This window comes from Kineococcus aridisoli (assembly GCF_050871885.1).
Lineage (GTDB): Bacteria > Actinomycetota > Actinomycetes > Actinomycetales > Kineococcaceae > Kineococcus.
Window position 1 is genome coordinate 55,855 of sequence record NZ_JBJLSF010000012.1, and the last position, 22,629, is coordinate 78,483.

21 protein-coding genes are annotated in these 22,629 nt (G+C 76.0%); 8 read left to right on the plus strand and 13 right to left on the minus strand.

The window, feature by feature from the left end:
• The first annotated feature begins 78 nt into the window (after nucleotides 1-78).
• The gene (locus tag ACRYM2_RS05590) at nucleotides 79-945 is read left to right on the plus strand and encodes a dihydrodipicolinate synthase family protein (RefSeq protein WP_432520529.1); all 867 of its coding nucleotides are present in this window, start codon (nucleotides 79-81) and stop codon (nucleotides 943-945) included.
• A gap of 22 nt (nucleotides 946-967) precedes the next feature.
• Here the strand turns inward: ACRYM2_RS05590 and ACRYM2_RS05595 are convergent, their stop codons facing one another.
• From ACRYM2_RS05595 to ACRYM2_RS05605, 3 genes are all read right to left on the minus strand, one after another.
• Nucleotides 968-1,237, minus strand: a complete 270-nt coding sequence (locus ACRYM2_RS05595; protein WP_432520531.1) for a hypothetical protein — start codon at nucleotides 1,235-1,237, stop codon at nucleotides 968-970.
• A gap of 128 nt (nucleotides 1,238-1,365) precedes the next feature.
• Nucleotides 1,366-2,496 (minus strand): glycerophosphodiester phosphodiesterase family protein, encoded by a 1,131-nt coding sequence (locus ACRYM2_RS05600; RefSeq protein ID WP_432520533.1) that lies wholly within the window; start codon nucleotides 2,494-2,496, stop codon nucleotides 1,366-1,368.
• Nucleotides 2,497-2,560: 64 nt separating this feature from the next.
• The gene (locus ACRYM2_RS05605; protein ID WP_432520535.1) at nucleotides 2,561-3,448 is read right to left on the minus strand and encodes an Fpg/Nei family DNA glycosylase; all 888 of its coding nucleotides are present in this window, start codon (nucleotides 3,446-3,448) and stop codon (nucleotides 2,561-2,563) included.
• Nucleotides 3,449-3,475: 27 nt separating this feature from the next.
• Between ACRYM2_RS05605 and ACRYM2_RS05610 the strand changes: the two genes are divergently transcribed.
• The 3 genes from ACRYM2_RS05610 (at nucleotide 3,476) to ACRYM2_RS05620 (ending at nucleotide 5,345) form a co-directional block, all read left to right on the plus strand.
• Complete coding sequence (locus ACRYM2_RS05610) at nucleotides 3,476-4,177, plus strand: Pr6Pr family membrane protein (RefSeq protein WP_432520537.1); 702 nt, start codon at nucleotides 3,476-3,478, stop codon at nucleotides 4,175-4,177.
• A gap of 22 nt (nucleotides 4,178-4,199) precedes the next feature.
• Nucleotides 4,200-4,817: a TMEM165/GDT1 family protein gene (locus ACRYM2_RS05615; protein ID WP_432520539.1), complete on the plus strand. Its 618-nt coding sequence runs from the start codon at nucleotides 4,200-4,202 to the stop codon at nucleotides 4,815-4,817.
• A gap of 150 nt (nucleotides 4,818-4,967) precedes the next feature.
• Nucleotides 4,968-5,345 (plus strand): ATP-binding protein, encoded by a 378-nt coding sequence (locus ACRYM2_RS05620; RefSeq protein WP_432520541.1) that lies wholly within the window; start codon nucleotides 4,968-4,970, stop codon nucleotides 5,343-5,345.
• 38 nt (nucleotides 5,346-5,383) lie between these two features.
• Here ACRYM2_RS05620 and ACRYM2_RS05625 read toward each other — a convergent pair whose 3' ends face one another.
• The 3 genes from ACRYM2_RS05625 to ACRYM2_RS05635 are packed head-to-tail and all read right to left on the minus strand — an operon-like array spanning nucleotide 5,384 to nucleotide 7,328.
• Nucleotides 5,384-6,553 (minus strand): MFS transporter, encoded by a 1,170-nt coding sequence (locus ACRYM2_RS05625; protein WP_432520542.1) that lies wholly within the window; start codon nucleotides 6,551-6,553, stop codon nucleotides 5,384-5,386.
• Complete coding sequence (locus ACRYM2_RS05630) at nucleotides 6,550-6,969, minus strand: hypothetical protein (protein WP_432520544.1); 420 nt, start codon at nucleotides 6,967-6,969, stop codon at nucleotides 6,550-6,552. The genes ACRYM2_RS05625 and ACRYM2_RS05630 overlap by 4 nt, the downstream gene beginning before the upstream one ends.
• The gene (locus ACRYM2_RS05635) at nucleotides 6,966-7,328 is read right to left on the minus strand and encodes a hypothetical protein (protein ID WP_432520545.1); all 363 of its coding nucleotides are present in this window, start codon (nucleotides 7,326-7,328) and stop codon (nucleotides 6,966-6,968) included. Before ACRYM2_RS05635 ends, ACRYM2_RS05630 begins: the two co-directional genes overlap by 4 nt.
• Before the next feature lie 59 nt (nucleotides 7,329-7,387).
• On the opposite strand from ACRYM2_RS05635, the gene ACRYM2_RS05640 reads away from it, so the two are divergent.
• On the plus strand, nucleotides 7,388-8,470 hold the full coding sequence (locus ACRYM2_RS05640) for an alkene reductase (protein WP_432520547.1): 1,083 nt from the start codon (nucleotides 7,388-7,390) through the stop codon (nucleotides 8,468-8,470).
• A 136-nt stretch (nucleotides 8,471-8,606) separates the two neighbouring features.
• Nucleotides 8,607-10,220: a GGDEF domain-containing protein gene (locus ACRYM2_RS05645; RefSeq protein ID WP_432520548.1), complete on the plus strand. Its 1,614-nt coding sequence runs from the start codon at nucleotides 8,607-8,609 to the stop codon at nucleotides 10,218-10,220.
• Between the two features lie 36 nt (nucleotides 10,221-10,256).
• On the opposite strand, the gene dxs is transcribed toward ACRYM2_RS05645, so the two are convergent.
• The 7 genes from dxs to ACRYM2_RS05680 all read right to left on the minus strand — a co-directional run bounded on the left by dxs (nucleotide 10,257) and on the right by ACRYM2_RS05680 (nucleotide 19,869).
• Nucleotides 10,257-12,200, minus strand: coding sequence for a 1-deoxy-D-xylulose-5-phosphate synthase (gene dxs / locus ACRYM2_RS05650; RefSeq protein WP_432520550.1), 1,944 nt, complete (start codon nucleotides 12,198-12,200; stop codon nucleotides 10,257-10,259).
• Nucleotides 12,201-12,267: 67 nt separating this feature from the next.
• Entirely contained in the window at nucleotides 12,268-12,903 is a 636-nt protein-coding gene (locus tag ACRYM2_RS05655) for a GntR family transcriptional regulator (RefSeq protein WP_432520552.1), read from the minus strand.
• Nucleotides 12,904-12,905: 2 nt separating this feature from the next.
• A complete protein-coding gene (locus tag ACRYM2_RS05660) occupies nucleotides 12,906-14,510 on the minus strand; it encodes a dipeptide ABC transporter ATP-binding protein (protein ID WP_432520554.1) in 1,605 nt (534 codons plus the stop codon).
• The gene (locus ACRYM2_RS05665; protein ID WP_432520565.1) at nucleotides 14,507-16,297 is read right to left on the minus strand and encodes a gamma-glutamyltransferase family protein; all 1,791 of its coding nucleotides are present in this window, start codon (nucleotides 16,295-16,297) and stop codon (nucleotides 14,507-14,509) included. The genes ACRYM2_RS05660 and ACRYM2_RS05665 overlap by 4 nt, the downstream gene beginning before the upstream one ends.
• Nucleotides 16,298-16,368: 71 nt before the next feature.
• Nucleotides 16,369-17,262, minus strand: a complete 894-nt coding sequence (locus ACRYM2_RS05670) for an ABC transporter permease (protein ID WP_432520556.1) — start codon at nucleotides 17,260-17,262, stop codon at nucleotides 16,369-16,371.
• On the minus strand, nucleotides 17,259-18,215 hold the full coding sequence (locus ACRYM2_RS05675) for an ABC transporter permease (RefSeq protein ID WP_432520557.1): 957 nt from the start codon (nucleotides 18,213-18,215) through the stop codon (nucleotides 17,259-17,261). The genes ACRYM2_RS05670 and ACRYM2_RS05675 overlap by 4 nt, the downstream gene beginning before the upstream one ends.
• A 1-nt stretch (nucleotide 18,216) precedes the next feature.
• Nucleotides 18,217-19,869 (minus strand): ABC transporter substrate-binding protein, encoded by a 1,653-nt coding sequence (locus ACRYM2_RS05680; RefSeq protein ID WP_432520559.1) that lies wholly within the window; start codon nucleotides 19,867-19,869, stop codon nucleotides 18,217-18,219.
• A 185-nt stretch (nucleotides 19,870-20,054) separates the two neighbouring features.
• Between ACRYM2_RS05680 and ACRYM2_RS05685 the strand changes: the two genes are divergently transcribed.
• Together ACRYM2_RS05685 and ACRYM2_RS05690 are read left to right on the plus strand one after the other, a co-directional pair.
• Complete coding sequence (locus ACRYM2_RS05685; RefSeq protein ID WP_432520566.1) at nucleotides 20,055-20,699, plus strand: DUF1275 family protein; 645 nt, start codon at nucleotides 20,055-20,057, stop codon at nucleotides 20,697-20,699.
• 85 nt (nucleotides 20,700-20,784) lie between these two features.
• Nucleotides 20,785-22,584, plus strand: coding sequence for a bifunctional metallophosphatase/5'-nucleotidase (locus tag ACRYM2_RS05690; protein WP_432520560.1), 1,800 nt, complete (start codon nucleotides 20,785-20,787; stop codon nucleotides 22,582-22,584).
• Nucleotides 22,585-22,629 lie beyond the last annotated feature (45 nt).

Sequence of the window (22,629 nt, forward strand, 5' to 3'; positions counted from 1 at the left end):
CTTTTCCCCCCGCAGCGAACACGCCACCGGCGCCCGCCGGCCACGCGGGTGATCACGGGCGTGCGGTAGGAACGGGTCGTGTTCACCGGACTGTGCGCCTTCCCCCTGACCCCGATGGACGAGGACGGCGTCGACGAGCGCGCCTTCGCCGCTCTCGTGGCGCGGCTGCGCGCGGCGCGGGTCGACGCGGTCGGGGCGCTGGGCTCCACGGGCGGCTACCCCTACCTCGACCGCGCCCAGCGCGCCCGGCTGGCCCGGCGGGCGGTCGAGGAGGCCGGGGACGTCCCGGTGCTCGTGGGCATCGGTGCGCTGCGCACGGCGCAGGTGCTCGCCCTCGCCGAGGACGCGCAGGCCGCGGGGGCCGCGGCGCTGCTGCTGCCGCCGCTGTCCTACCAGCGGCTGACCGAGGACGAGGTGCTCGGCCTCTACGAGGACGTGACCGCCGAGCTGTCCGTGCCGCTGTGCGTGTACGACAACCCCACCACGACGGGGTTCACCTTCACCGACGAGCTGCACGGCGCGATCGCCCACCTGCCCGGTGTCGCGGCGCTGAAGATCCCCGCGGTGCCCGCCGACCCGGCCGCGGCGCGCGAGCGGGTGGACCGGCTGCGCGCGCTCGTCCCGGCCGGGGTGCGCATCGGCGTCAGCGGTGACGCCTCCGCAGCGAGCGGGCTGCGGGCGGGGTGCGACTTGTGGTTCTCCGTCGTCGGCGGGCTCTTCCCCGAGGCCGCCCGCCGGGTGGTCGAGGACCCGTCCGCGGCCGAGCACCTGCTCCCGCTGTGGGAGCTGTTCGCCCGGCACGGCAGCCTGCGGGTGGTGGCGGCCGCGGCCGAGCACCTGGGCCTGACGGGCCGCCCGAACCTGCCGCGACCGCTGCAGGGGCTCCAGGGCCGGGCCCGCGAGGAGGTCGTCGAGGTGCTGCGGGCGACGGGGCTCGCCGGCTGACGGCGCCCCGCCCCGGCGGGCCTCAGGCGGCGCGGTGCGCGCTGGGCCGGCGGCGCGTGCGGTGCTCGTGCAGCTCGACGACCTCCGCCCGCTCGCGGCTCGTGCGCGCCGCCTGCACGAGCAGGTCGGTCGCCTCGCCGAACCGGGCGCCGCGCGGGGCCACGAGCAGCTCCTGCCCGCGGCCCTCCCGCGCGGCCCGCCCGGCCACGGCCATCACGGCGAGGGCGAGCAGCGCGCCCGCCCCCACCGCTGCGACGACGATCCCCACGACGACCCCCACGACGATGCCCATCTCCGACGCCTCCCCCTGCGCTCGCCCCGTGCGAACGTCTCAAGCATCGCTCGCGGGGCTGTGGGAGGGCATCGGACCACGGACGGAACCGCCGTGTCCGCCTGCGGGTGGAGGTTGCTCCGAAAGGGTCAGCCCCGCCCGGCGAGGAAGCGCTCGCGGGCGACGAGGGTGACGTCGGGGGCGTCGGTGAAGATGCCGTCGATGCCGGTCTCGAAGAGCTCGACGGCGTAGTCGACGACCCGTCCCCACGCGGCCGGGTCGTCGCCGGTGCGGAACGCCTCGGGCAGGAACTCGTTCTCCGGGCGCAGCGTGTAGGGCACGACCTGCAGGCCCGCGGCGTGCGCGTCCTCGACCAGGCTCTCCGTGAGCTGGGTCAGCGACGGCCCGATCTGGTCGACGAAGCGGGCCAGGTCGCGCAGCGAGGAGGGGATGAGCAGGTCGGCGTACTGGCGCGGGTCGCCGGCGGCGACGAGGTCGGCGGGCGCCCCCTCGGCGGAGGTGAGGAAGACCGCGCGGGTGCGCAGCCCGTGCGTCGTGCGCAGCTGCTGGAGGTTGGTCAGCTCGAACGACTGCACGACGACGGGGGCGTCGGCGGAGTTGAGCCCCGCGGCGCCGAGCGCGGCGACGACGGACTCCTCCACGGTCAGGCCCAGGGAGCGGAAGTACGTGGAGTGCTTGATCTCCGGGACGATGCCGATCGTGCGGCCGAGCTCCTCGGACAGGCGCGCGCGGGTGGCCAGCGCCTCCTCGAAGGTGGGGACCTTCCACAGCCCGTCGTAGACGGTGTTGCGCTGGCGCAGCTCCGGCAGCCGCTCGACGGCGCGCAGGGTGCTCAGCTCCGCGTAGGTGAAGTCCTCGGTGAACCAGCCGGTGTACTCGACGTCGTCGATGATCTTGGTGGTGCGGCGGGAGGCGAACTCGGGGTGCTCGGCGACGTCGGTCGTCCCGGAGATCTCCGACTCGTGGCGGCAGACGAGGACGCCGTCGCGGGTGGGGACGAGGTCGGGCTCGATGACCTCGGCGCCGAGGCGGGCGGCGAGCTCCCAGGAGGCGACGGTGTGCTCGGGCCGGTAGGCGGACGCCCCGCGGTGGCCGACGACGAAGGGGGTGGGCCAGCCGTGGTCGACGGCCCTGGTGCGGGCGGTGGAGGCGGCGGCCGTGGCGGCGGTGGCCGGGACGGCGGCGAGGCCGCCGAGCAGCGCGGCGGCGGAGAGCAGGCTGCGGCGGGAGGGGCGGAGGGCTGTGCTGAGGTGGGTCACCCGCCGCAGCCAACCGGCCCGGCGGCCCCGTGCCAAGCGAATCCTCAGGGAACTCCTGGGGAACTCACTTGAGCAGCCGCGACAGCCGCCGGTCCGCCAGCACCTTCCCGCCGGTCTGGCAGGTGGGGCAGTACTGCGTCGAGCGGTCGGCGTAGGAGACCTCCCGCACGGTGTCCCCGCACACCGGGCACGGCTCGCCGGTGCGCCCGTGCACCCGCATCCCGGCCCGCTTGGCGTCCTTCAGCTGCGCCGCCGGGCGCCCGGCCGCGGCGGCCACGGCCTCGCGCAGCGTCGTGCGCAGCGCCTCGTGGAGCCGCTGCACGTCCTGCTCGGGCAGCGTGCCGGCGATCGCGTACGGCGACAGCCGGGCCGCGTGCAGGACCTCGTCGCCGTAGGCGTTGCCGACCCCGGCCAGGACGGACTGCTCGCGCAGCAGCCCCTTGAGCTGCTGGCGCGAGCCGGCGAGCAGCGCGCGGAAGGCGTCGAGGCCGAAGGAGGCGTCCAGCGGGTCGGGACCCAGGGTGGCGACGGCCGGCACCTGCGCGGGGTCGCGCACGACGTGGACGGCGAGCCGCTTCTGGGTGCCGGCCTCGGTGAGGTCGAAGCCCGGGGGCTGCTGGGGGTCGTCGTCGCCCTCGGGCGCCAGCCGCACCCGCAGCGCGACGGGGTTCTTGCCGCCCGGCTTCAGCGGCGCCCGCGGCAGCGCGTCGGACCAGCGCAGCCAGCCGGCCCGCGACAGGTGCACGAGCAGGTGCAGGCCGTCGACGTCCACGTCGAGCCACTTGCCGTGCCGCCCGGCACCGGTGACGAGCAGCCCGTGCAGCGCCGTCGGGGGCGGGTCGTAGGTCTTGAGCACGTTGAGCGCGCCCACCTCGACGCGGGCCACGACCCGCCCCACCAGCCGCTCGCGCAGGAAGGCGGCGAGCGCTTCGACCTCCGGCAGCTCGGGCACGCGGCCAGTGTGGGGCAGGCTCGTGCGGTGCGCTCCTCGCTGCCCGCCCCCGTGCCGCCCCTGCTGCCGGCCGCCGCGTCCACCGCGCTGCGGCTGCTCACCGTCTGCTGCGTGCTGGCGGGCGTGCTGTGGGACTCCTCGGCCACCTTCGCCGAGCCCCGGCTGGGACCGGCCGGCCTGGGCACGAAGCTCGTCTTCTTCACCATCCAGAGCAACCTCCTCCTGGCCGCGGTGCTGCTGTGGTCGCTGCTGGCCGGGGCGGTGCACCGCCGGCAGCCGCCGCCGCTGGTCGTCGGCGGCGCGACGTTCTTCGTCACCGTGACGTTCGCGGTCTACAACACGGTGCTCGTGCCCGGCGGCGGGCCGGGGGCGGTGCTGCTGCTCTCCGGCCGCCCGGCCAGCGACCTGCTGCACGTCGTCGCCCCGCTGCTGGCGCTGGCGGACTGGGTCTTCGGCCGCCCGCACCCGGGTTTCCCGGTGCGCCGAAGTTTCCTGTGGCTGCTGTACCCGCTGGCGTACGCGGGTTTCGCGCTGGCTCGCGGGCAGGTGACGAACTCCGTCGTCCGGTACCCCTACTGGTTCCTCGACGTCGACCGGATCGGTTGGGGCGGAGTGGGTCTGGCGATCCCGGTGTTCGTCGTCGCGTTCGGCCTGCTGGCGGCGCTGTTCGCCCTCGCCGACCGGTTCCTCGGGCGATTTCCGCGGCGGGCGGCTGGTGTGCTCCCATGAGCCGACCGCCGATTGGAGACTCGTGGACCCCGCCGTCGTCGCAGCCAGCTTCCTGCCCGTGCTGCTGCTGGAACTGCCCGACAAGACGTTCGTGGCGACTCTCGTCCTGGCCACCCGCTACCGCCCGCTGACGGCGTGGACGGGGGTCGGCCTGGCCTTCGCGGTGCAGTGCGCCATCGCCGTCGTCGCGGGCGGGCTCCTCGCGCGCCTGCCCGACCGCCCGGTCGCGGCGGTCGCGGCGGCCCTGTTCGCCGTCGGCGCGATCACCCTCTTCCGCGGTGCGGCCAAGGCCCGGCAGGCCGAGGAGGAGGCGCTGCACGAGTACGAGGAGAAGGTGCGCGGCGGCAGGCCCGGGCTGCGGGGGGTCGCGGCCTGCTTCGGGGTGGTCTTCCTGGCCGAGTGGGGAGACCTGTCGCAGCTGTTCACCGCCGGCCTGGCGGCCCGCTACGAGGACCCGGTGTCGGTCTTCGCGGGCGCCTGGGCCGCGCTGCTCGTGGTCTCGGCGCTGGCCGCGGCGGCCGGGGCGACGCTGATGCGCAGGCTCAGCGTGGCGGCCGTCAGCCGCGTCGGGGGCGTCGTGTGCGCGGTCCTGGCGCTGGTGACGCTCCTCGAGGTGGCCGGGGTCGACCTGCCCCTCTGAGCGCCCGCACCGGGACAAGGGGCCGCTCGGGTGATTGACTGTGGACGCGCAGTGACGGCTCGGTTCGCACGCGTGCTGGTGGTCGACGTCGTGGAGCAGCCGCGGCGCCGGTGGTGACGTCCTCGGGGAGGGATTGGACCGGTGTTCCACGTGGTCCTCCCACCCAGCCCGCGCTCGGTCGGCGTCGCCCGCTGGCTGATCGCGGAGTGGTGCGCCCCGTGGGTGGCGGCCGCCGAGGTCGAGGAGGACACCGTCGAGTCGGCGCTGCTGCTGGCCAGCGAGGTCATCACCAACGCCGTCGTCCACGGCGACGGCATGGTGCGCGTCTGCCTCAGCCGGGTCGACGGCTCGTCGCTGCGCCTGGAGGTCTCCGACGACGGCGGCGGGATGCCCCTCATCGGGGCCCAGCGCGCCGACGCCGAGAGCGGGCGCGGGATGGCGATGGTGGAGCTGCTGTCCACCCGCTGGGGCACCGAGCTCGGGGTGGGCCCGCTCGGCAAGACCGTCTGGTTCGAGCTGGGCGCCTGAGCTCCCGGACGGGCGCGGTCCGCGCGGCCGGGCGCGCGTCAGGCGGGCACGACCGCGTCGCGCCCGGCGGCCCGCGCCGCGAGCGGCTGCACGGCGGCGACCGCGGCCAGCAGCAGCAGCGGCAGCGTCCAGGTGCCGCTCGCGGTGTGCACCGCGCCGATCAGGACGGGCCCCAGCGCCGCGGCGAGGTAGCCCAGCGACTGCGCCATCCCCGACAGCGAGACCGCGGCCCGGCCGTCGGCGGCCCGCGACGACATCGCGGCCAGCGCCAGCACGACCGAGCCGCCCATGCCCAGACCGGTCAGCGCGACCGGTGCGGCGGGCGCGTGCGGCAGCGCGACGAGCCCGACCACCCCCACCAGCGACAGCAGCGAGGAGCCGACGGCCGCGCGCCGGGCCCGCGTCGCCGACCCGCCGGTGACCACGGGCACGAGCAGGCTGCCGACGACGCCGGCGACCTGCATGAGCGACAGCAGCCACCCCGCGGCGGCGGCGTCCGCCCCCGAGCGCTCGTGCAGCACCGTCGGCAGCCAGGACAGCAGGACGTAGAACTGCACCGACTGCAGGCCCATGAACGCCGTCACCGCCCACGCCAGCGGCGAGCGCCACGGCGGGCGCGCGTGGGGGGCGGCCGTCCCGGGAGGCCGTCCGCCGCGCACGAGCGGCAGCCACAGCAGGGCGGCCGCCAGCGCCGGCGCGGCCCACACCGCCAGGGCCGTGCGCCACCCGCCGCTCAGGTGCTGCGCCAGCGGCACCGCGACCCCGGAGGCCAGGCTGCCGGCGACCTGCATGAGCACGACGTAGCCGCTGGTGAGCAGCGTGGTGCGGCCGGGGAACTCCGCGCGCACGAGCGCGGGCAGCAGGACGTTGGCGACGGCGATGCCGGCGCCCACCAGGGCGGTCCCGGCGAACAGCGGAACCGCGCCGGGCACCCAGCGCAGCGCGCCCCCGGCGACGAGGACGACCAGGGCGGCGACGAGCGTGCCGCGGGTGCCCCACCGGGCGGCGGCGCGCGGCACGAACGGGGAGCAGCCGGCGAAGGCGAGCAGCGGCAGCGAGGTGAGCGCGCCGGCGGCCGCGGCGCCCAGGCCGCTGTCGGCCGACAGCACCGGCAGCAGCGGCCCGACGCCGGTGAGCGGGGAGCGCATCGAGCACGCCACCAGCAGCAGGCCGGCGACGAGCAGCAGCGCGGTGCGGCGGGCGGTCACCGACCGGCCCGGGCGGCGCGCGCCTCGCTGCGCAGGTACACCAGCCCCAGCACGGGCAGCACCAGCGGCACGAACCCGTAGCCGGAGCCGTAGCCGGACCAGACGGTGGAGTCGGGGAAGGCGCGGGCGTCGGCGAGGCTGAGGGTGCCGACGACGAGGACCCCCAGCAGCTCCACGGAGCAGGCCACCCAGGCGGCGCGGCGCCAGCGGGGCCCGGTGCGGCCCAGCCCCAGGGTGGCGACGACGTAGACGAGCCCGGCGAACGCCGAGAGCGCGTACGCCAGCGGCGCCTCGGAGAAGCGCTCGGCGATCTGCACGGCGGCGCGGGAGACGGCCGCGATCGCGAAGACGGCGTAGAGGGCCACGAGCACCCGGCCCAGGCCGGTGGTGCGCCGGGGCGCGGCGGGGGCGCTCACGCGGTCACCTCGAAGAGCAGGAACGCGCGGTAGGCGACGACGACGACGGCCAGGCAGGCGACGGCGAGCACGAGGGTGCTGGGGCGCGAGCGGTCGGCCAGGGCCCACAGCGTCCCGGCGGGCAGCAGGCAGGGTGCGACGACGAGGTAGGCGATCGAGGTGGCCAGCTCCTCCGGGCGCGGGCCGGCGACCAGCCGCACGGCGCCCGCCACCAGCAGGACGAGCACGGCGAGCTCGACGACGGCCAGGCCCACCAGGTGGGCCCGCCCCACGCGGCGGTCGCGGGCGGCGGTGACGACGGCCCAGCCGCCCATCAGCAGCGCCAGGGCGCAGACCACCGCGACGAGGACACCGGACACGGGGGTGAACTCTACGAGGAGCGGGAAGGCATCCGGCACCGCACCGGTTGCTCCGGTACATGGATCTGTTCTCCCCCGTCGCGCTCGGCGACCTGCAGCTGCCCAACCGCCTCCTCATGGCCCCGCTGACCCGCATGCGCTCGGGGGCGGAGGGCGTGCCCGGGCCGCTGGTGGCCGAGCACTACGCGCAGCGGGCGAGCCTGGGCCTGATCGTCAGCGAGGGCACCTACCTCGACGGGCAGTCGCGCGGGTTCGCCGGGCAGCCGGGCATCGTCACCGACGAGCAGGTCGAGGGCTGGCGGCGCGTGGCCGAGGCGGTGCACGCCGCCGGCGGGCGCATCGTCATGCAGCTCATGCACGCCGGGCGCGTCTCGCACCCCGAGCTGACCGGCTCCCGGGTCGTGGCGCCCAGCGCGATCGCGATCGAGGGCGAGGCGCACACCCCCACCGGCAAGGCGCCGTTCCCGGTGCCGCACGCGCTGAGCACCGAGGAGGCGGCCGCGCTCGCCGGCACCTTCGCCACCGCCGCCCGCCGCGCCGTGCACGAGGCCGGCCTGGACGGCGTGGAGGTCCACGGCGCCAACGGCTACCTGCTGCACGAGTTCCTCTCGCCGGCCTCCAACACCCGCGAGGACCGCTACGGCGGCTCGCCGCAGGACCGCGCCCGCCTGGTGATCGAGGTGACCACCGCCGTCGCCGAGGCCGTCGGCGCGGGCCGCACCGGCATCCGCGTCTCCCCCGAGCACAACATCCAGGGCGCCCTGGAGACCGACCCCGCCGACGTGGAGGCGACGTACTCCGCGCTCGTGGAGGGCCTGCGCCCGCTGGGCCTGGCCTACCTGAGCGTGCTGCACGCCGAGCCGGAGGGCGGGCTCGTGCAGGGCCTGCGCAAGCGGTTCGAGGGCCCGCTCGTGGCCAACAGCGGCTTCGGCGTCGTCACCTCGCGCCAGGACGCGCTGGACCTCGTCGCCGACGGCGTCGCCGACGCGGTCGCCGTGGGCCGCGCCGCGATGGCCAACCCCGACCTGCTGGAGCGCTGGCGGCGCGGGCTGCCGGAGAACGAGCTGGACCAGGCGACCGTCTACTCCTCCGGCGCCGAGGGCTACACCGACTACCCGTCCGCGACGGGCACCGGGGCCTGAGATACCGGGCGGCACCCGGTCCGGGAAGTCCTGCCGAACCGGGTGTCGCCGGGCCCGCCGGCCAGTAGGGTCCGCGGTGACCGGCCCCGCTGCGCGCGGCGGCCGGGATCCACCTGCCGGTGCCGGAGGCTCCACGGTGCACGCCGACCCCCCTGCCGCCGTCCCCGCCGGCGCCGCCCGCCCGGGTTCGTCCCTGCTGCCGCGCAGCGAGTTCGGCACCTTCGACCGGCTCTCGCAGTGGGCCTTCGACGCCTACCTGGCCGGCACGTGGGAGACGGCGCTGCGCTGGTGCCGCGAGGGCGAGGCGCTGTGCGCGGCCGCGGGCGACGAGCTGACCCCGCGCTACCTGGTCTTCACCGCCGCGGCGTGCCGGCTGGAGCTGGCCGACCCCGCCGGCGCCGCGGCCGAGGCCGTCCGCCTGCTCGGGCGGCTGCCGGCGCACGAGCGCGCCTGGCGGGCCAAGGTCCTCGCGCTGCTGGCCGACGCCCGGCTGGCCCAGGGCCGCTCGTCGGCGGCGATGGACGCGCTGGCCGAGGCGCACCACCTGGCCGCCGCTCCCGGGAGCAGCTACAACGACATGTCGGCGGCCTTCTCCACCGCTGCGGCCTTCCGCACGATGCTGCTCTTCGAGCACTCCGGCGCGCTGCTGGAGCAGGTGCGGCGCTCGCCGTGGGCGGCGGGCTCGCGGACGGCGGTGCTGCGCGCCCTCGCGCTGCACCGCGCGCTGTGGGGCTGCTGCCTGGACCTGCGCGGGGAGCGGCGCGCGGCCCGCGAGCAGTACGTGGCAGCGCTCAGCGCGGTCGCCGCCCTGGCCGCGGCGGCGCGGGAGCGGGCCGACGACGCGATGGACCGCCGCGCGCTGGCCCTGGAGGGCTTCGTCCTGCAGCGCCTGGGCGAGGACGAGCTGGCGCTGGCCCGCATCCGCCAGGCGCGCGCCGGTGCGCCCGTGCGCGAGGAGCTCGTCGAGGTCCGCGCCGCCCGGCTGGCCACGGCCGTCGTGCTGGCGCGCGCCGGGCGGGTGGAGCGGGCCCGCGCGCTCCTGGCCGCGCTGGCCGGCACCCGCGTCCACGAGGACCGCGAGCTGTGGGACGCCCTCGGCCACGAGGCGCTCGCCGAGGTGGAGACCGCGGCGGCCCCGCAGGCCGGGCCGGCGAGCGCGCTCGCGGCCTGGCGTCGGCTCTCGGAGCTGTCGATGTCCCGGCTGTGGCGCGAGCGCGAGTCCCGCTTCGAGGCGCTGCGCGACCGCGCCCGCCTGCGCGCGCTCACCGAGGAGGCGGCGCGGGTGGCGCAGGAGCTGTCGACCGACCCGCTCACCGGGCTGGGCAACCGCCGCCGCCTGCAGCCGCTGCTGGAGCCCGGCGGCGGTCTGGGCGAGGCGGCGCTGCTGTTCGTCGACGTCGACGGCTTCAAGGACGTCAACGACCGCTGGTCGCACGCCGTCGGCGACGAGGTGCTGCGCCGGCTGGCGCAGGTGGTGCGCGGCGCCTGCCGCGAGGACGACGTCGCCGTCCGCTACGGCGGTGACGAGTTCGTGGTGGTCCTGGCCGACGCCGCGGGCGCCGGCCGGGCGGCGCAGCGGCTGCTGCGGGCCGTGCGCGAGCAGGACTGGGAGCAGGTGCAGCCCGGTCTGAGGGTGCGGGTGTCCGTGGGCGCGGCGGTGCGCCCGACGCTGCTGGAGGCCCTGGACGCCGCCGACGAGGCGATGCTCGCCGCCAAGCGGGGCGGGCGGGACCGGCTGGCCACGGCCTGACGCCGGGCACGCCTGACGCCGGGCACGGCGCGGGAGCTACTCCCCCCGCTCGTTGCCCACGGAGGAGTGCTCCCCGACCGGTCGCGCCTGCGGGAGCCCCGTCCCGATCACCTGGTCGATGACCCGGTGGGCGATGGACTGCGGGTCCAGGCCGGCCTCGCGCAGGATCTCGCCGCGCGAGGCGTGCTCGAGGAAGCGGTCGGGCAGGCCGAGCTCGGTGACGCCGGTGTCCACGTCGGCCGCGCGCAGGTCCTGGCGCAGCCGGGTGCCGATCCCGCCGACGCGCACCCCGTCCTCGACGGTGACCACCAGCCGGTGCTCGCGGCACAGGTCGACGAGCGAGGACGCGACGGGGACGACCCAGCGCGGGTCGACCACGGTCGCGCCGATGCCCTGCGCGGCGAGCAGCGCCGCGACCTCCAGCGCGGTCGTGGCCATGGCCCCGACGGCGACGAGGAGCACGTCCCGGGCGTCGCCGGGCGCCTCGCGCAGGACGTCGACGCCGTCGGGCAGCCGCAGCACCCGGGGCACGTCCGGGCCGACCGCACCCCGGGGCCAGCGCAGCACGGTGGGGGCGTCGTCGACCGCGACCGCCTCGGCGAGCTCCTCGCGCAGGGTGGCGGCGTCGCGGGGGGCGGCGATCCGGATGCCGGGGACGGTCTGCAGCAGGGCCAGGTCCCACATGCCGTGGTGGCTGGGCCCGTCCGGTCCGGTGACACCGGCGCGGTCCAGGACGAAGGTGACGCCCGCGCGGTGCAGGGCCACGTCCATGAGCACCTGGTCGAAGGCCCGGTTCATGAAGGTGGCGTAGATCGCGACGACCGGGTGCAGCCCGCCGTAGGCCAGCCCGGCGGCCGTCGTCACGGCGTGCTGCTCGGCGATGCCCACGTCGAAGACCCGCTGCGGGTGCCGCCGCTGGAACTCGTGCAGACCGGTGGGGCGCAGCATGGCCGCGGTGATGGCGACGATCTCGGGGTGCCGGTCGCCGAGGGTCGCCAGCTCGTCGGCGAAGACCGAGGTCCACGACCGGCCCGAGCTGGCCTCGAGGGGTTCGCCGGTGGTGGGGTCGATGCGGCCCACGGCGTGGAACTGGTCGGCCGCGTCGCGCAGCGCCGGCTCGAAGCCGTGGCCCTTCTCGGTGATGGCGTGCACGATCACCGGCGTGCCGTAGTCGCGGGCCTGCTCCAGGGCCTGCTCCACCGCCTGCTGGTCGTGCCCGTCGATCGGCCCGAGGTACTTGATGTCCAGGTTGGAGTACAGCGCCTCGTTGCCGGTGAAGCGGGACAGGAACCCGTGGGCGCCCCCGCGCAGACCGCGGTAGACGGCGCGCGCGGGGGACCCGAAGCGGTTGGCGGCGGCGGCGCTCTTCTCGTGCAGCGTGCGGTAGCCCCGGCGGGTCCGCACCGAGTTCAGGAACCGCGCCATCCCGCCGATCGTGGGCGCGTAGGAGCGGCCGTTGTCGTTGACGATGATGACCAGGCGGCGGTCGTTGTCGTGCGAGATGTTGTTGAGCGCCTCCCACGTCATGCCGCCGGTCAGCGCGCCGTCGCCGACGACGGCGACGACGGTCCGGTCGGACTGGCCGTTGAGGCGGAAGGCGCGGGAGATGCCGTCCACCCACGACAGCGACGACGACGCGTGCGAGGACTCGACGATGTCGTGCTCGGACTCGCTGCGCTGGGGGTAGCCGGCGATGCCGCCGCGCTCGCGCAGCCGGGAGAAGTCCTGCCGGCCGGTCAGGAGCTTGTGCACGTAGGACTGGTGGCCGGTGTCGAAGACGAAGGGGTCCCTGGGCGAGTCGAAGACCCGGTGCATCGCCAGCGTCAGCTCCACGACCCCCAGGTTCGGCCCCAGGTGGCCCCCGGTCTTGGCGACCTCCGCGACGAGGAAGCGCCGGATCTCGGCGGCCAGCTCGACCACCTGGGGGTGCGACAGGTCCTTCAGGTCGCGCGGGGACCGGATCGATTCGAGCAGGGTCACAGGAGCTCCTCTCGTCTGCCGGGACAGCTTAGGCCGCTGGGCGGGCCCCGCCAGGTGGGCGCCGGCCTCAGCGGCCGGCGCGCGCGAAGCTGCGCCGGGAGTTCTCCACGTGCCGCACCATCGCCGCCTGCGCGCGGGCCGGGTCGCCGGAGGCGATGGCGGCGACGACCTGCCGGTGCTCGGTCCAGGCGCGCAGCCCCTGCTGCGGCACGGTGGTGGCGTAGGCCCACTGGACCTGCTCGCCGACCCGGCGCAGCACCAGGGCCATGCTGCGCGCGCCCGACAGCCGGGCGACGGCGCCGTGGAAGCGGCTGTTGAGCTCCGCCCCGAGGACCGGGTCGCCGCCGTCGAGGGCGGCGAACCCGGCGTCCACGATCGCGGTGAGCTGCGGCACGAGGCCGTCGTCACCGGCGGCGACCCGCTCGGCGCAGCGGGTCGCGGTGATGCCCTCCACGACGCAGCGCACCGCGTACAGGTCGGTGAGGTCGTCGACGGGCACCTGCGCGACCCGGGCGCCGGCGTTGGGCCGCAGCTCGACGAAGCCCTCCCCCGCCAGGGCCCGCAGCGCCTCCCGCACGGGCACGCGGGAGGTGCCGTAGCGCTCGACGAGGCTGGCCTCGGTGAGGCGCTCACCGGGCGCGAACGTGCCGCCGAGCACGTCGCGGCGCAGCGCCTCGGTGACCCGCTCCGCCGATCCCCCCATGCTCAGGCGGCGGCGCGGCCGGGGATGGCCGACAGCAGCTGGGCGGTGTACTCGTGCCGGGGGTGGGCGAACACGTCCTCGATCATGCCCTGCTCGACGACCCGCCCGGCGCGCATGACGAGGACGTCGTGGGCCAGGTGCCGCGCGACGGCCAGGTCGTGCGTGATGAACAGGTAGGTCAGGCCGAGCTCGTCCTGCAGGCGCTCCAGCAGCGCGAGCACCTGCTGCTGGACGAGGACGTCGAGGGCGGAGGTGGCCTCGTCGAGGACGACGACGCGCGGGTTCAGCGCCAGCGCCCGGGCGATCGCGACCCGCTGGCGCTGCCCGCCGGACAGCTCCGCCGGCCGGCGCTGGGCCAGGTCCCGGCCGAGCGCCACCTGGTCCAGCAGCTCGCCGACCCGCGCGCGGCGGCTGCGGGCGTCCCCGGCGCGGGCGGTGCGCAGCGGCTCGTCGATCAGCCGCTCCAGCGTCATCGTGGGGTCCAGGGAGCCGTAGGGGTCCTGGAAGACCGGCTGCACGTCGCGCCGGCCCCCGGCGACCTCGACGGCGCCGGAGGTCGGGGCCTCCAGGCCGAGCACGAGCCGCGCCGTCGTCGTCTTGCCGGACCCGGACTCCCCGACGACGGCCGTGGTCGTGCCGGCGCGCACCGCGAAGGAGACGCCGTCGACGGCCCGCACGCGCTCGCGCTGCCCGCGCACCCGGTACTCCTTGACGAGGTCGCGCACGACGAGCACGTCCTCGCCGGAGCCCTGCGGGCGCGGCCGGGCGGCGGCCCGCCCGGCGGTGGCGGGAGCGGCCGCCACGAGCCGGCGGGTGTAGTCCGCGGCCGGTGCGCCGAGCACCCGGCGCGCCGGGCCGGTCTCGACGACGCGCCCCTCGGACATGACGAGCACGTCGTCGCAGCGCTCGGCGGCGAGGGCGAGGTCGTGGGTGACCAGCAGCAGCGAGGCCCCGCGCGCGCTGGTCAGCCGGTCGAGGTGGTCCAGGATCTGCCGCTGCACCGTGACGTCGAGCGCGGAGGTCGGCTCGTCGGCGATGAGCAGCTCCGGCTCGGCCGCCAGCGCCATCGCGATGAGCACCCGCTGGCGCATGCCGCCGGAGAACTCGTGCGGGTACTGGCGCGCGCGGCGGCCGGCGTCGGGGATGCCGGCCTCCTCCAGCAGCTCCACGGCGCGCTCGCGGGCCGCGGCGCCCCGGGCCAGCCCGTGCATCCGCAGCGTCTCGGCGACCTGCCGCCCGACGCGCGCCGAGGGGTTGAGGTTCGACATCGGGTCCTGGGGCACCAGGCCGACCTGCCGGCCGCGCAGCCGGCGCAACCGCCCCTCGTCGCGGCCGACCAGCGCGGCGGTGACGTCGTCCCCGCCGACGACGACGCGGCCGCCGGTGACGCGGCCGGCGCCCTGGAGCAGCCCGAGGACGGCGGCGGCGGTCGTCGACTTGCCCGAGCCGGACGCACCGACGACGGCGACGCGGTGCCCGCGCCGGACGGTGAGGTCGACGCCGTGCAGGACGGTGTCCGCGCCGTAGGCGACCCGCAGCCCCTCGACCCTCAGCAGCTCCCCGCCCTGCGGGGCGCCCGCGGCGTCGGCCGCGCCCACCGCGCTCACCGCCCCACCGCGTAGCCCTGGGCGCCGCGGGAGTTCGCGGCGGCGTGCAGCACCCCGGTGCGCGGGTCGCGCCCGGCGCAGGAGAGCCGGCCCAGCGCCCACGGCCCGGAGCGCGTCACCACGTGCCCGCGCTCGACGAGCCCGGCGATCACCTCCTCGCCGATCCGGTCCTCGACGACGGCGCCGCCGGGGGTCCAGGTGCGCGGCCAGAACGAGCCGGGCATCGAGGTCGTGTGCAGCGCGGGCGCGTCGATGGCCTGCTGCGGTTCGTACCCGCCGACGAGGGTGCGCAGCAGGTACAGCAGCTGCCACTGGTCCTGCTGGTCGCCGCCGGGGGTGCCCAGCGCCTCCACGGGGACGCCGTCGCGCAGCAGCAGCGTCGGGGTCAGGGTGGTGCGCGGGCGCTCGCCGGCCCGCAGCGCCGACGGCGCCCCCTCCTCCAGCCACGTCATCTGCAGGCGCGAGCCGAGGCAGAACCCCAGTTCCGGGACCGTCGGCGAGGACTGGAGCCAGCCGCCGGACGGGGTGGCGGAGACGACGTTGCCCCAGCGGTCGACGACGTCGACGTGGCAGGTGTCGCCGCGGGTGGTGCCGCTCGCGTCGACGTCCGCCTCCCCGGCGCCGTCCCCCTCGACGTCCGCGGCGGCCTGCACGGTCGGCTCGCCGAGGGTGGGTTCGCCGACGCCGACGGCGGAGGGCGCCTCGGTGCGCAGCGGCGGCACGAACGGGGCGCGCCCGCCGACGCTGCCCGGGCGGAACTCGTGGCTGGCGCGGTCGGTGATGAGCGCGCGGCGCGCGGCGGCGTACTCCTCGGAGAGCAGCTCGCGCAGGACCTCGGGGTCGGCGGCCGAGCCGTACCAGGCGTCCCGGTCGGCGAGGGCGAGCTTGAGCGCCTCCAGGACGGTGTGCGCGCCGCGGACCGTCGAGGGGTCGAGGTCGGCGTCGTCGAAGCCGTCGAGGATCCGCAGCGCCTGCAGCAGCACCGGCCCCTGCCCGAACGGTCCGGTCTTGGCGACGGTCGTGCCGCGGAACTCGATCGTCGTCGCCTGCTCGTAGCCGGCGGAGAACCCCGCGAAGTCGCTCACCTCGACGACCGCGGCGTGGTCGGTGCCGGAGGAGTGCCGGTGCGGGGTGCGCAGGAACTCCACGGCCTCGCGGGCCACGAAGCCCTCGCGCCACTCGCGGCGGAACGCCTCGATCCGCTCGGTGCGGGAACCGGCGTCCGCCCCGGCCGCGAGGAGGCGTTCCAGCGTCCGCGCCCAGGCCGGGTTGGTGATGACGTCGCCGGCCTGCGGGACCCGCCCGCCCGGCATCCACAGCTCCGCCGAGCTCGGCCAGTGCTCGCGGAACAGGTCCGCGACGGAGGCGATGGTCGTGCCGACCCGGCCGATGACGGGGTGCCCGTCGCGGGCGTAGCCGATGGCGGGTTCCAGGACGTCGGCGAGCTCCCAGGTGCCGTGGTCGCGCAGCAGCACCACCCACGCGTCGACGGCCCCGGGCACGGCCGCGGCCAGGCCGCCGGCACCGGGCACCAGGTCCAGGCCCTCGGCCCGGTAGTGCTCGATGCTCGCCGCGGCCGGGGCCGGGCCCTGGCCGTTGAGCACGACGGGGGTGGGGTCGGCGGCGGTGGCGAAGACGGCCGTCACGTCGCCGCCGGGGCCGTTGAGGTGCGGTTCGACGACGTGCAGGACGAACGCCGCGGCGACGGCGGCGTCGAAGGCGTTCCCGCCGCGCTCCAGCACCGACTGCCCGGTCGCCGAGGCCAGCCAGTGCGTCGAGGCCGTCATCCCGAAGGTGCCGCGCAGGGTGGGGCGGGTGGTCTCCCGGGGAGCGGGGACGAAGGTGCCGGGTCGGGCGCTCAACGGTTTCCTCCGTGGTCGAGGGCGTCGCGCAGCGCGTCGCCGAACAGGTTGAAGGCCAGGCAGACCAGCACGATCGCCAGGCCGGGGAACAGGGCCGCCGTCGGCGCCCTGAAGATGTACTGCTGGGCGTCGGAGAGCATGATGCCCAGGCTCGGGGTGGGCGGCTGGATGCCGAGGCCGAGGAAGGACAGCAGGGCCTCGCCGATGACGACGGCCGGCACGATCACCGTGGCCTGCACGACGATCGAGGGCACCGCGTTGGGCAGCACGTGGGTGGCCAGGACCCGCACCCCCGAGGCGTCCATGCTCCTGGCCGCCAGCACGTACTCCGCACCGCGCAGCCGCAGCGTCTCGGCGCGCACCACCCGGATCACCTGCGGCACGTGCGCGACGCCCAGCGCGAGCGCGGCGTTGCCCAGGCTCGCCCCGCGGATCGCGGCCAGCCCGACGGCCAGGACGAGGAAGGGGAAGGCCAGCACGACGTCGGTGAGGCGGGAGACGACGACGTCCAGACCGCGCCAGTACCCCGCCGCCAGCCCCAGCGGGGTGCCGACGACGACGGACAGCGCGACCGCCAGGACGGCCACCTGCAGCGAGGCGCGCAGGCCGAAGAGGATGCGGGAGAGCACGTCGCGGCCCAGGTCGTCGGTGCCCAGCCAGAAGCCCACGGTGCGCGGCACCTGGAACGGCGTCTCGAAGTGGACCTGCGTCGGGGGGTGCGGTGCGATCAGCGGCGCCAGCAGCGCCGCGAGCACGACGAGAGCGACCAGCACCGTCCCGGCCAGGCCGGAGCGGTCGCGCAGCAGCCGGCGCAGCACGTGCCCGCGGCTGGAGCCGAGGTCCACCTCGAGCTGGTCGACGGCGGCCGCCGTGCCGGTGGGGGAACTCATCGTGCACCTCCGGAGACGCGGATGCGGGGGTCGAGCACGGTGTAGAGCAGGTCGACCACGAGGTTGATGACGACGTACGCGAGCGTCACGACGAGCACGACCCCCTCGATGACGGGGTAGTCGCGGCTGAAGACCGAGTCCAGGGTGAGCTTGCCGAACCCGGGCAGGCCGAAGATGCGCTCGGTGACGACGGCGCCGGAGACCAGCCCGCCCAGCTGCAGGCCGACGAGGGTGACGACGACGACGAGGGAGTTGCGCAGCGCGAACCGCAGCACGACCGCGGACCGGGAGGCGCCCTTGGCGCGGGCGGTGCGGACGTAGTCGGCGGACAGGTTCTGCAGCATCGAGGCGCGGGTCTGGCGCATCACCACCGCGGCGGTGCCGGCACCGAGGACGAGGGCCGGCAGGGCCAGGTGGTGCAGCGCCCGCAGCGGGTCCTCGGCCGGGGAGACGTAGCCGGAGGCGGGGAACCAGCCCAGGCCCACGGCCAGGTAGAGGATGGCCAGCAGCCCGAGCCAGAAGCTCGGCACCGACAACCCGAGCAGCGACAGGCCGTTCACCCCGGCCTCGGCCCAGGTCCCGCGCCGCACCGCGGCGACGACGCCCGTCGCCAGGCCGAGGACGACGGCGAAGAGCACGGCGCACAGCGAGAGCCACAGCGTGACCGGCAGGGTCGCGCCGATGAGCTCGGTGACCGGGGTGCCGGTGCGCACCGAGGTCCCCAGGTCGCCGCTCAGGGCGCTGGTGAGGAACCTCCAGTACTGCACCCAGATCGGCTGGTCGAGGCCGAGGTCGGCGCGGACCGCGGCCAGCGCCTCCGGCGTGGCCTCCTCCCCGGCCGCCGCGAGGGCGGGGTCGCCGGGCAGCGCGCGGACGCCGGCGAAGACGACCACCGACGCCAGCAGGAGCGTCACGACGCTCTGCCCCAGGCGGGAGATCAGGAAGCGTGCCACCTCAGTCCTCCTCCGTGACGAAGGCGGCGCGCCCGAGGCGGACGACACCGTCGGCGTAGGTCTCGATCCCGGCGACGGCGTCCTCGCCGGCGGACACGTACCCGGTGATGCTGCGCACCCGGTACAGGTAGACGATCGGGTTGTCCCGCTGGACGATCGTGACCACCTGCCCGTACAGCTCGGCCCGCAGGGCCGGGTCGGTCGACTGCGCCGCCCGCTGCAGCAGCGCGTCCACCTCGGGGTTCGAGTAGCCGGAGTAGTTGTTGCCGGCCGCGGTGGTCAGGAAGCTGGCGGCGTTGCCGTGCGGGTCGACGCGCCCGGACCAGCCGAGCTGGACGGCCTCGAAGTCGCCGCTGGACTGCTGGTCCAGCAGCGTGGAGTACTCCACCGGTTCGATCTCCAGCGCGAACCCGGCCTCGAGGACGCTGGCCTGCAGCGCCTGCGACAAGCGCAGGGTGTCGGCGGTGTTCGAGGCGGACACCCTGATCCGGTACGGCAGTTCCACGCCGGCCTCGGTCAGCAGCCGCCGGGCCCGCTCGGGGTCGTGCGGCGGGCAGGCGTCGCTGGCGGCGGTCGCGTAGGTGCTGGCCGGGGAGACGAACGAGCAGGCCGGTTCGTACCAGTCGTTGAACACCGAGTTCACCAGGGCCTGCCGGTCGACGGCGAGGGAGAACGCCTCGCGGATGCGGGGGTCGGTGGCCAGCGGGGTGTCGATCGCGCCGGGCGGGTTGCCCACGCCCTCGGTGTTGCCGAGGTTGAACGTGACGCCCTGGTAGCCGAAGGAGCCGGTCTGCAGCAGGCCGATCCCGTCCTCGCGCGCGAGCGCGTCGACGTCCTGCGGCGAGAGGCTGTCGGCGACCTGCACGTCGCCGGAGCGCAGGTTGGCCGCGCGGATGTTCGCGTCGGTCATGATGCGGTAGGTGATGGAGTCGAGGTGGACCTCGTCGGCCGCGTAGTAGTTCGGGTCGCGCTCGACGGTGATCGAGGTCTGCGGGACCCGGTCGGCGAACCTGAACGGCCCCACGCAGGTGGGGTGGTCGCCGAAGTCCTCCCCGCGCTCGGCCAGCGCCGCCGGGGACATGACCATCCCGGCGCGGTCGGCCAGGGAGGCGGTGAGCGGGGCGAACGGGCGCGAGTAGCGCACGAGCACGGTGGCGGGGTCGAGGGCCTGCACGTCGCTGACCGGGCCGAGCTCGCTCTTGCGCGAACTCGTCTCCAGGGTGAGGTTGCGCTCCAGCGTGGTGACGACCGCGGCGGCGTCGAGGGGGGTGCCGTCGGCGAAGCGGATCCCCTGGCGGACCGGGATGGTGACCTCGAGGCCGTCGGGGGACGTGGTCGGCAGCGCCGCGGCGAGCTGCGGGACGAGTTCGCCGTCGGCGTCGACGTCGTAGAGCTTCTCGCAGATCGCGTTCATGACGTAGCGCGTGTAGAGCGAGGAGGACGTGGTCGGGTCGAGCCGGTCGGGTTCGGCGGAGAGCGCCATGACGAGGTCCCCGCCGGTGCGCGCGGCGCCCGGCGCGGCGAGCACGCCGGTGACGTCCTCGCGCTCGGGGGAGGCGCCCACGGGCTGGACGGGGACGCACCCGCCGAGGGCGAGCAGGGCCGCGCCGGCGAGGACGGACAGGGACGTGGGACGTGCTGGTCGAGCGGTCATCGACGGACCCTTCGGCAGGTCGGTCCAGCTGCGGAACGTATACAATCCGTGCACCGTAGTCTTCCGGTGTTTCCCCCGTGTTTCAAGACGCGGGCTCCCATGTTTCCGAACCCGGAGGACGCCCCGTGAGCGCCGAGCAGCAGCAGCCCAGGACCCGCGCGCGCACCTCGTGGCACCTGGCGCTGATGCTCGTGCTGACGTTCTCCACCGGGATCGTCGACGCGGTCGGCTACCTCGGCCTCGACCGCGTCTTCACCGCGAACATGACCGGCAACGTCGTCATCCTCGGCATGGCCCTCACCGGCGCGGAGGACCTGCCGGTCCTGGGGCCGGTGCTGGCGCTGGTCGGCTTCCTGCTCGGCGCGCTCGTCGTCGGCCGCGTGCTGCGCCGTGCCGCGACCGGGTGGACGACGGCGACGACGGTGGTGCTCGCCGTCGTCGGGCTGGCGCTGGGCGCCCTGGCCGCCGTCACCGCGACCCTGGCGGGGGTGCCCGTGGAGCAGGGCAGCACGCCGCCGGCGGCGGCCCTGCTCGTCACGACGGTCCTCGGCCTGGTGATGGGCGCGCAGGCGGCGGCGGCGCGCCGGCTGGCGGTCAAGGACGTCACGACGGTGGTGGTCACCTCCACCCTCACCGGCCTGGCCGCCGACTCGCGGCTGGCCGGCGGCACCGGCGAGGGCTGGCGCCGCCGGCTGGGCGCCGTCGTGCTCATCGGCGCGGGGGCCGCCGTCGGCGCGGCGCTGCTGCGCTGGGAGATCGGCGCCGGGCTGGCGCTGGCGGGCCTGATCACCGTGGTGGTGGCGCTGCTGGGGCACTGGCGGGCGCGCTGACGCCGCTCGCCCGGCGGTGGCCCCGGGTCACTGCTGGACGACCCCCCGTCACCTGTGCGTCACCTGGATGCGATGGGGTGACCCCATGACCCCCCAGTCACGACCCTCCCGGCGCCCGCGCGCCCGCACCACCGCCGCCCTCAGCGCGGCCACCCTGCTCGTCGGGCTCGGAGCCGCCACCGGCGCCACCGGCGCCGCCGCGGCTCCCGTGCCGCCCTCGATCACCCTGGTGTCCATGACGGACGTGCACGGCCACGTCCTGGACTGGGACTACTTCGCCGGCAGGCCCTACCCGCAGGGGCAGGGCCTGGGCCTGGCGCGGATCTCCACCGCCGTGGACCGCGTGCGCGCCGAACGCGGCGCCGACTCGACCCTCGTGGTCGACAACGGCGACGCCATCCAGGGCACCCCGCTGACGTACTACCACTCCCGCGAGGAACCCGTCACGCAGACCGGTGCCGTGCACCCGATGGCGCAGGCCTACGACGCCATCGGCATCGACGCCCAGGTCGTCGGCAACCACGAGTTCAACTACGGCCTGGACACCCTCGCCGAGTACCGCCTCGACCTGGACGCCCCGCTGCTCGGCGCCAACGTGGTCGACGAGCGCACCGGCACCCCCTACCTGCGGCCGTGGGTGCTGCGGGACGTGCGGCCCAGCGGTGGCGGCGCGCCGGTGAAGGTCGGCGTCCTCGGCCTCACCACGCCCGGCTCGGCGGTGTGGGACAAGCAGAACGTCGAGGGGAAGCTCACCTTCGAGGACGTGGTGGCCACCGCGCAGCGCGAGGTGCCGAGGATGAAGGCCGCCGGTGCCGACCTCGTGGTCGTCCTGTCGCACTCCGGCCGCAGCGGCGAGTCCTCCTACAGCGAGGAGGAGCTGCCGGCGGAGAACGTCAGCGACCGCGTCGCCGCCGAGGTGGCGGGCGTGGACGTCGTCGTCGCCGGGCACAGCCACCGCGACCTGCCCGAGGCGTGGGTGGACTCCACCGCCACGCCGGGCAAGCGGGTGCTCGTCACCCAGCCCTACCGCTGGGGCGCCTCGGTGACCGTCAGCCAGCTGGAGCTGCGCGGGAGCGGGGACGGGTACTCCCTGGCCGGCGCCGACGTGCAGGAGGTCCGGGCCGCCGACGTGCCCGAGGACCCCGAGATCGTCGAGGTGATCGCCGACGAGCACCGCAGGACCGTCGAGTACGTGGACCAGGTCGTGGCCACCTCCACCCAGGAGCTGCCGGCCACCGAGGCGCGCTGGCGCGACACCCCGATCATCGACTTCATCCAGCGGGTGCAGACCGACACCGTCCGCGAGGCCCTGGCCGGCACGCCGGACGCCGAGCTGCCGGTGCTGTCCATCGCCGCGCCGTTCAGCCGCACCGCGGTGTTCCCGCAGGGCGAGGTGACCGTCAAGGACGTCGCCGGGCTCTACGAGTTCGACAACACGCTGCAGGCGGTGCGGATGACCGGTGCGCAGGTGCGCGAGTACCTGGAGCGCTCCGCGGAGTACTACGCCAGCGTCCCGCCGGGCGACCCCGCCGACCCGGAGTCGCTGGCCACCGGGCAGACGCCGGACTACAACCTCGACCAGCTCGCGGGTGTGGAGTACGAGCTGGACCTGGCGCAGCCGGCCGGCTCCCGGGTGGCGTCCCTGACGCTGGAGGGCGCCCCCGTCGCCGACGACCAGCAGTTCGTCGTCGCCGTCAACAACTACCGCCGCTCCGGCGGCGGCGGCTTCCCGCACGTGTCCACCGCACCCGTCGTCTACGACGAGCAGGCGGAGATCCGCCAGCTGCTCATCGACCGCGCGCAGAGCACCGGCACCATCGACCCCGCGGACTTCGCGGTGGAGAACTGGTGGCTCACCGCGGGCGGCGAGCGGCTGTTCGACTGACCCCCTGCGCGGGTCCCGCGGGGCCCGGCCGTCCGCGGACGGCCG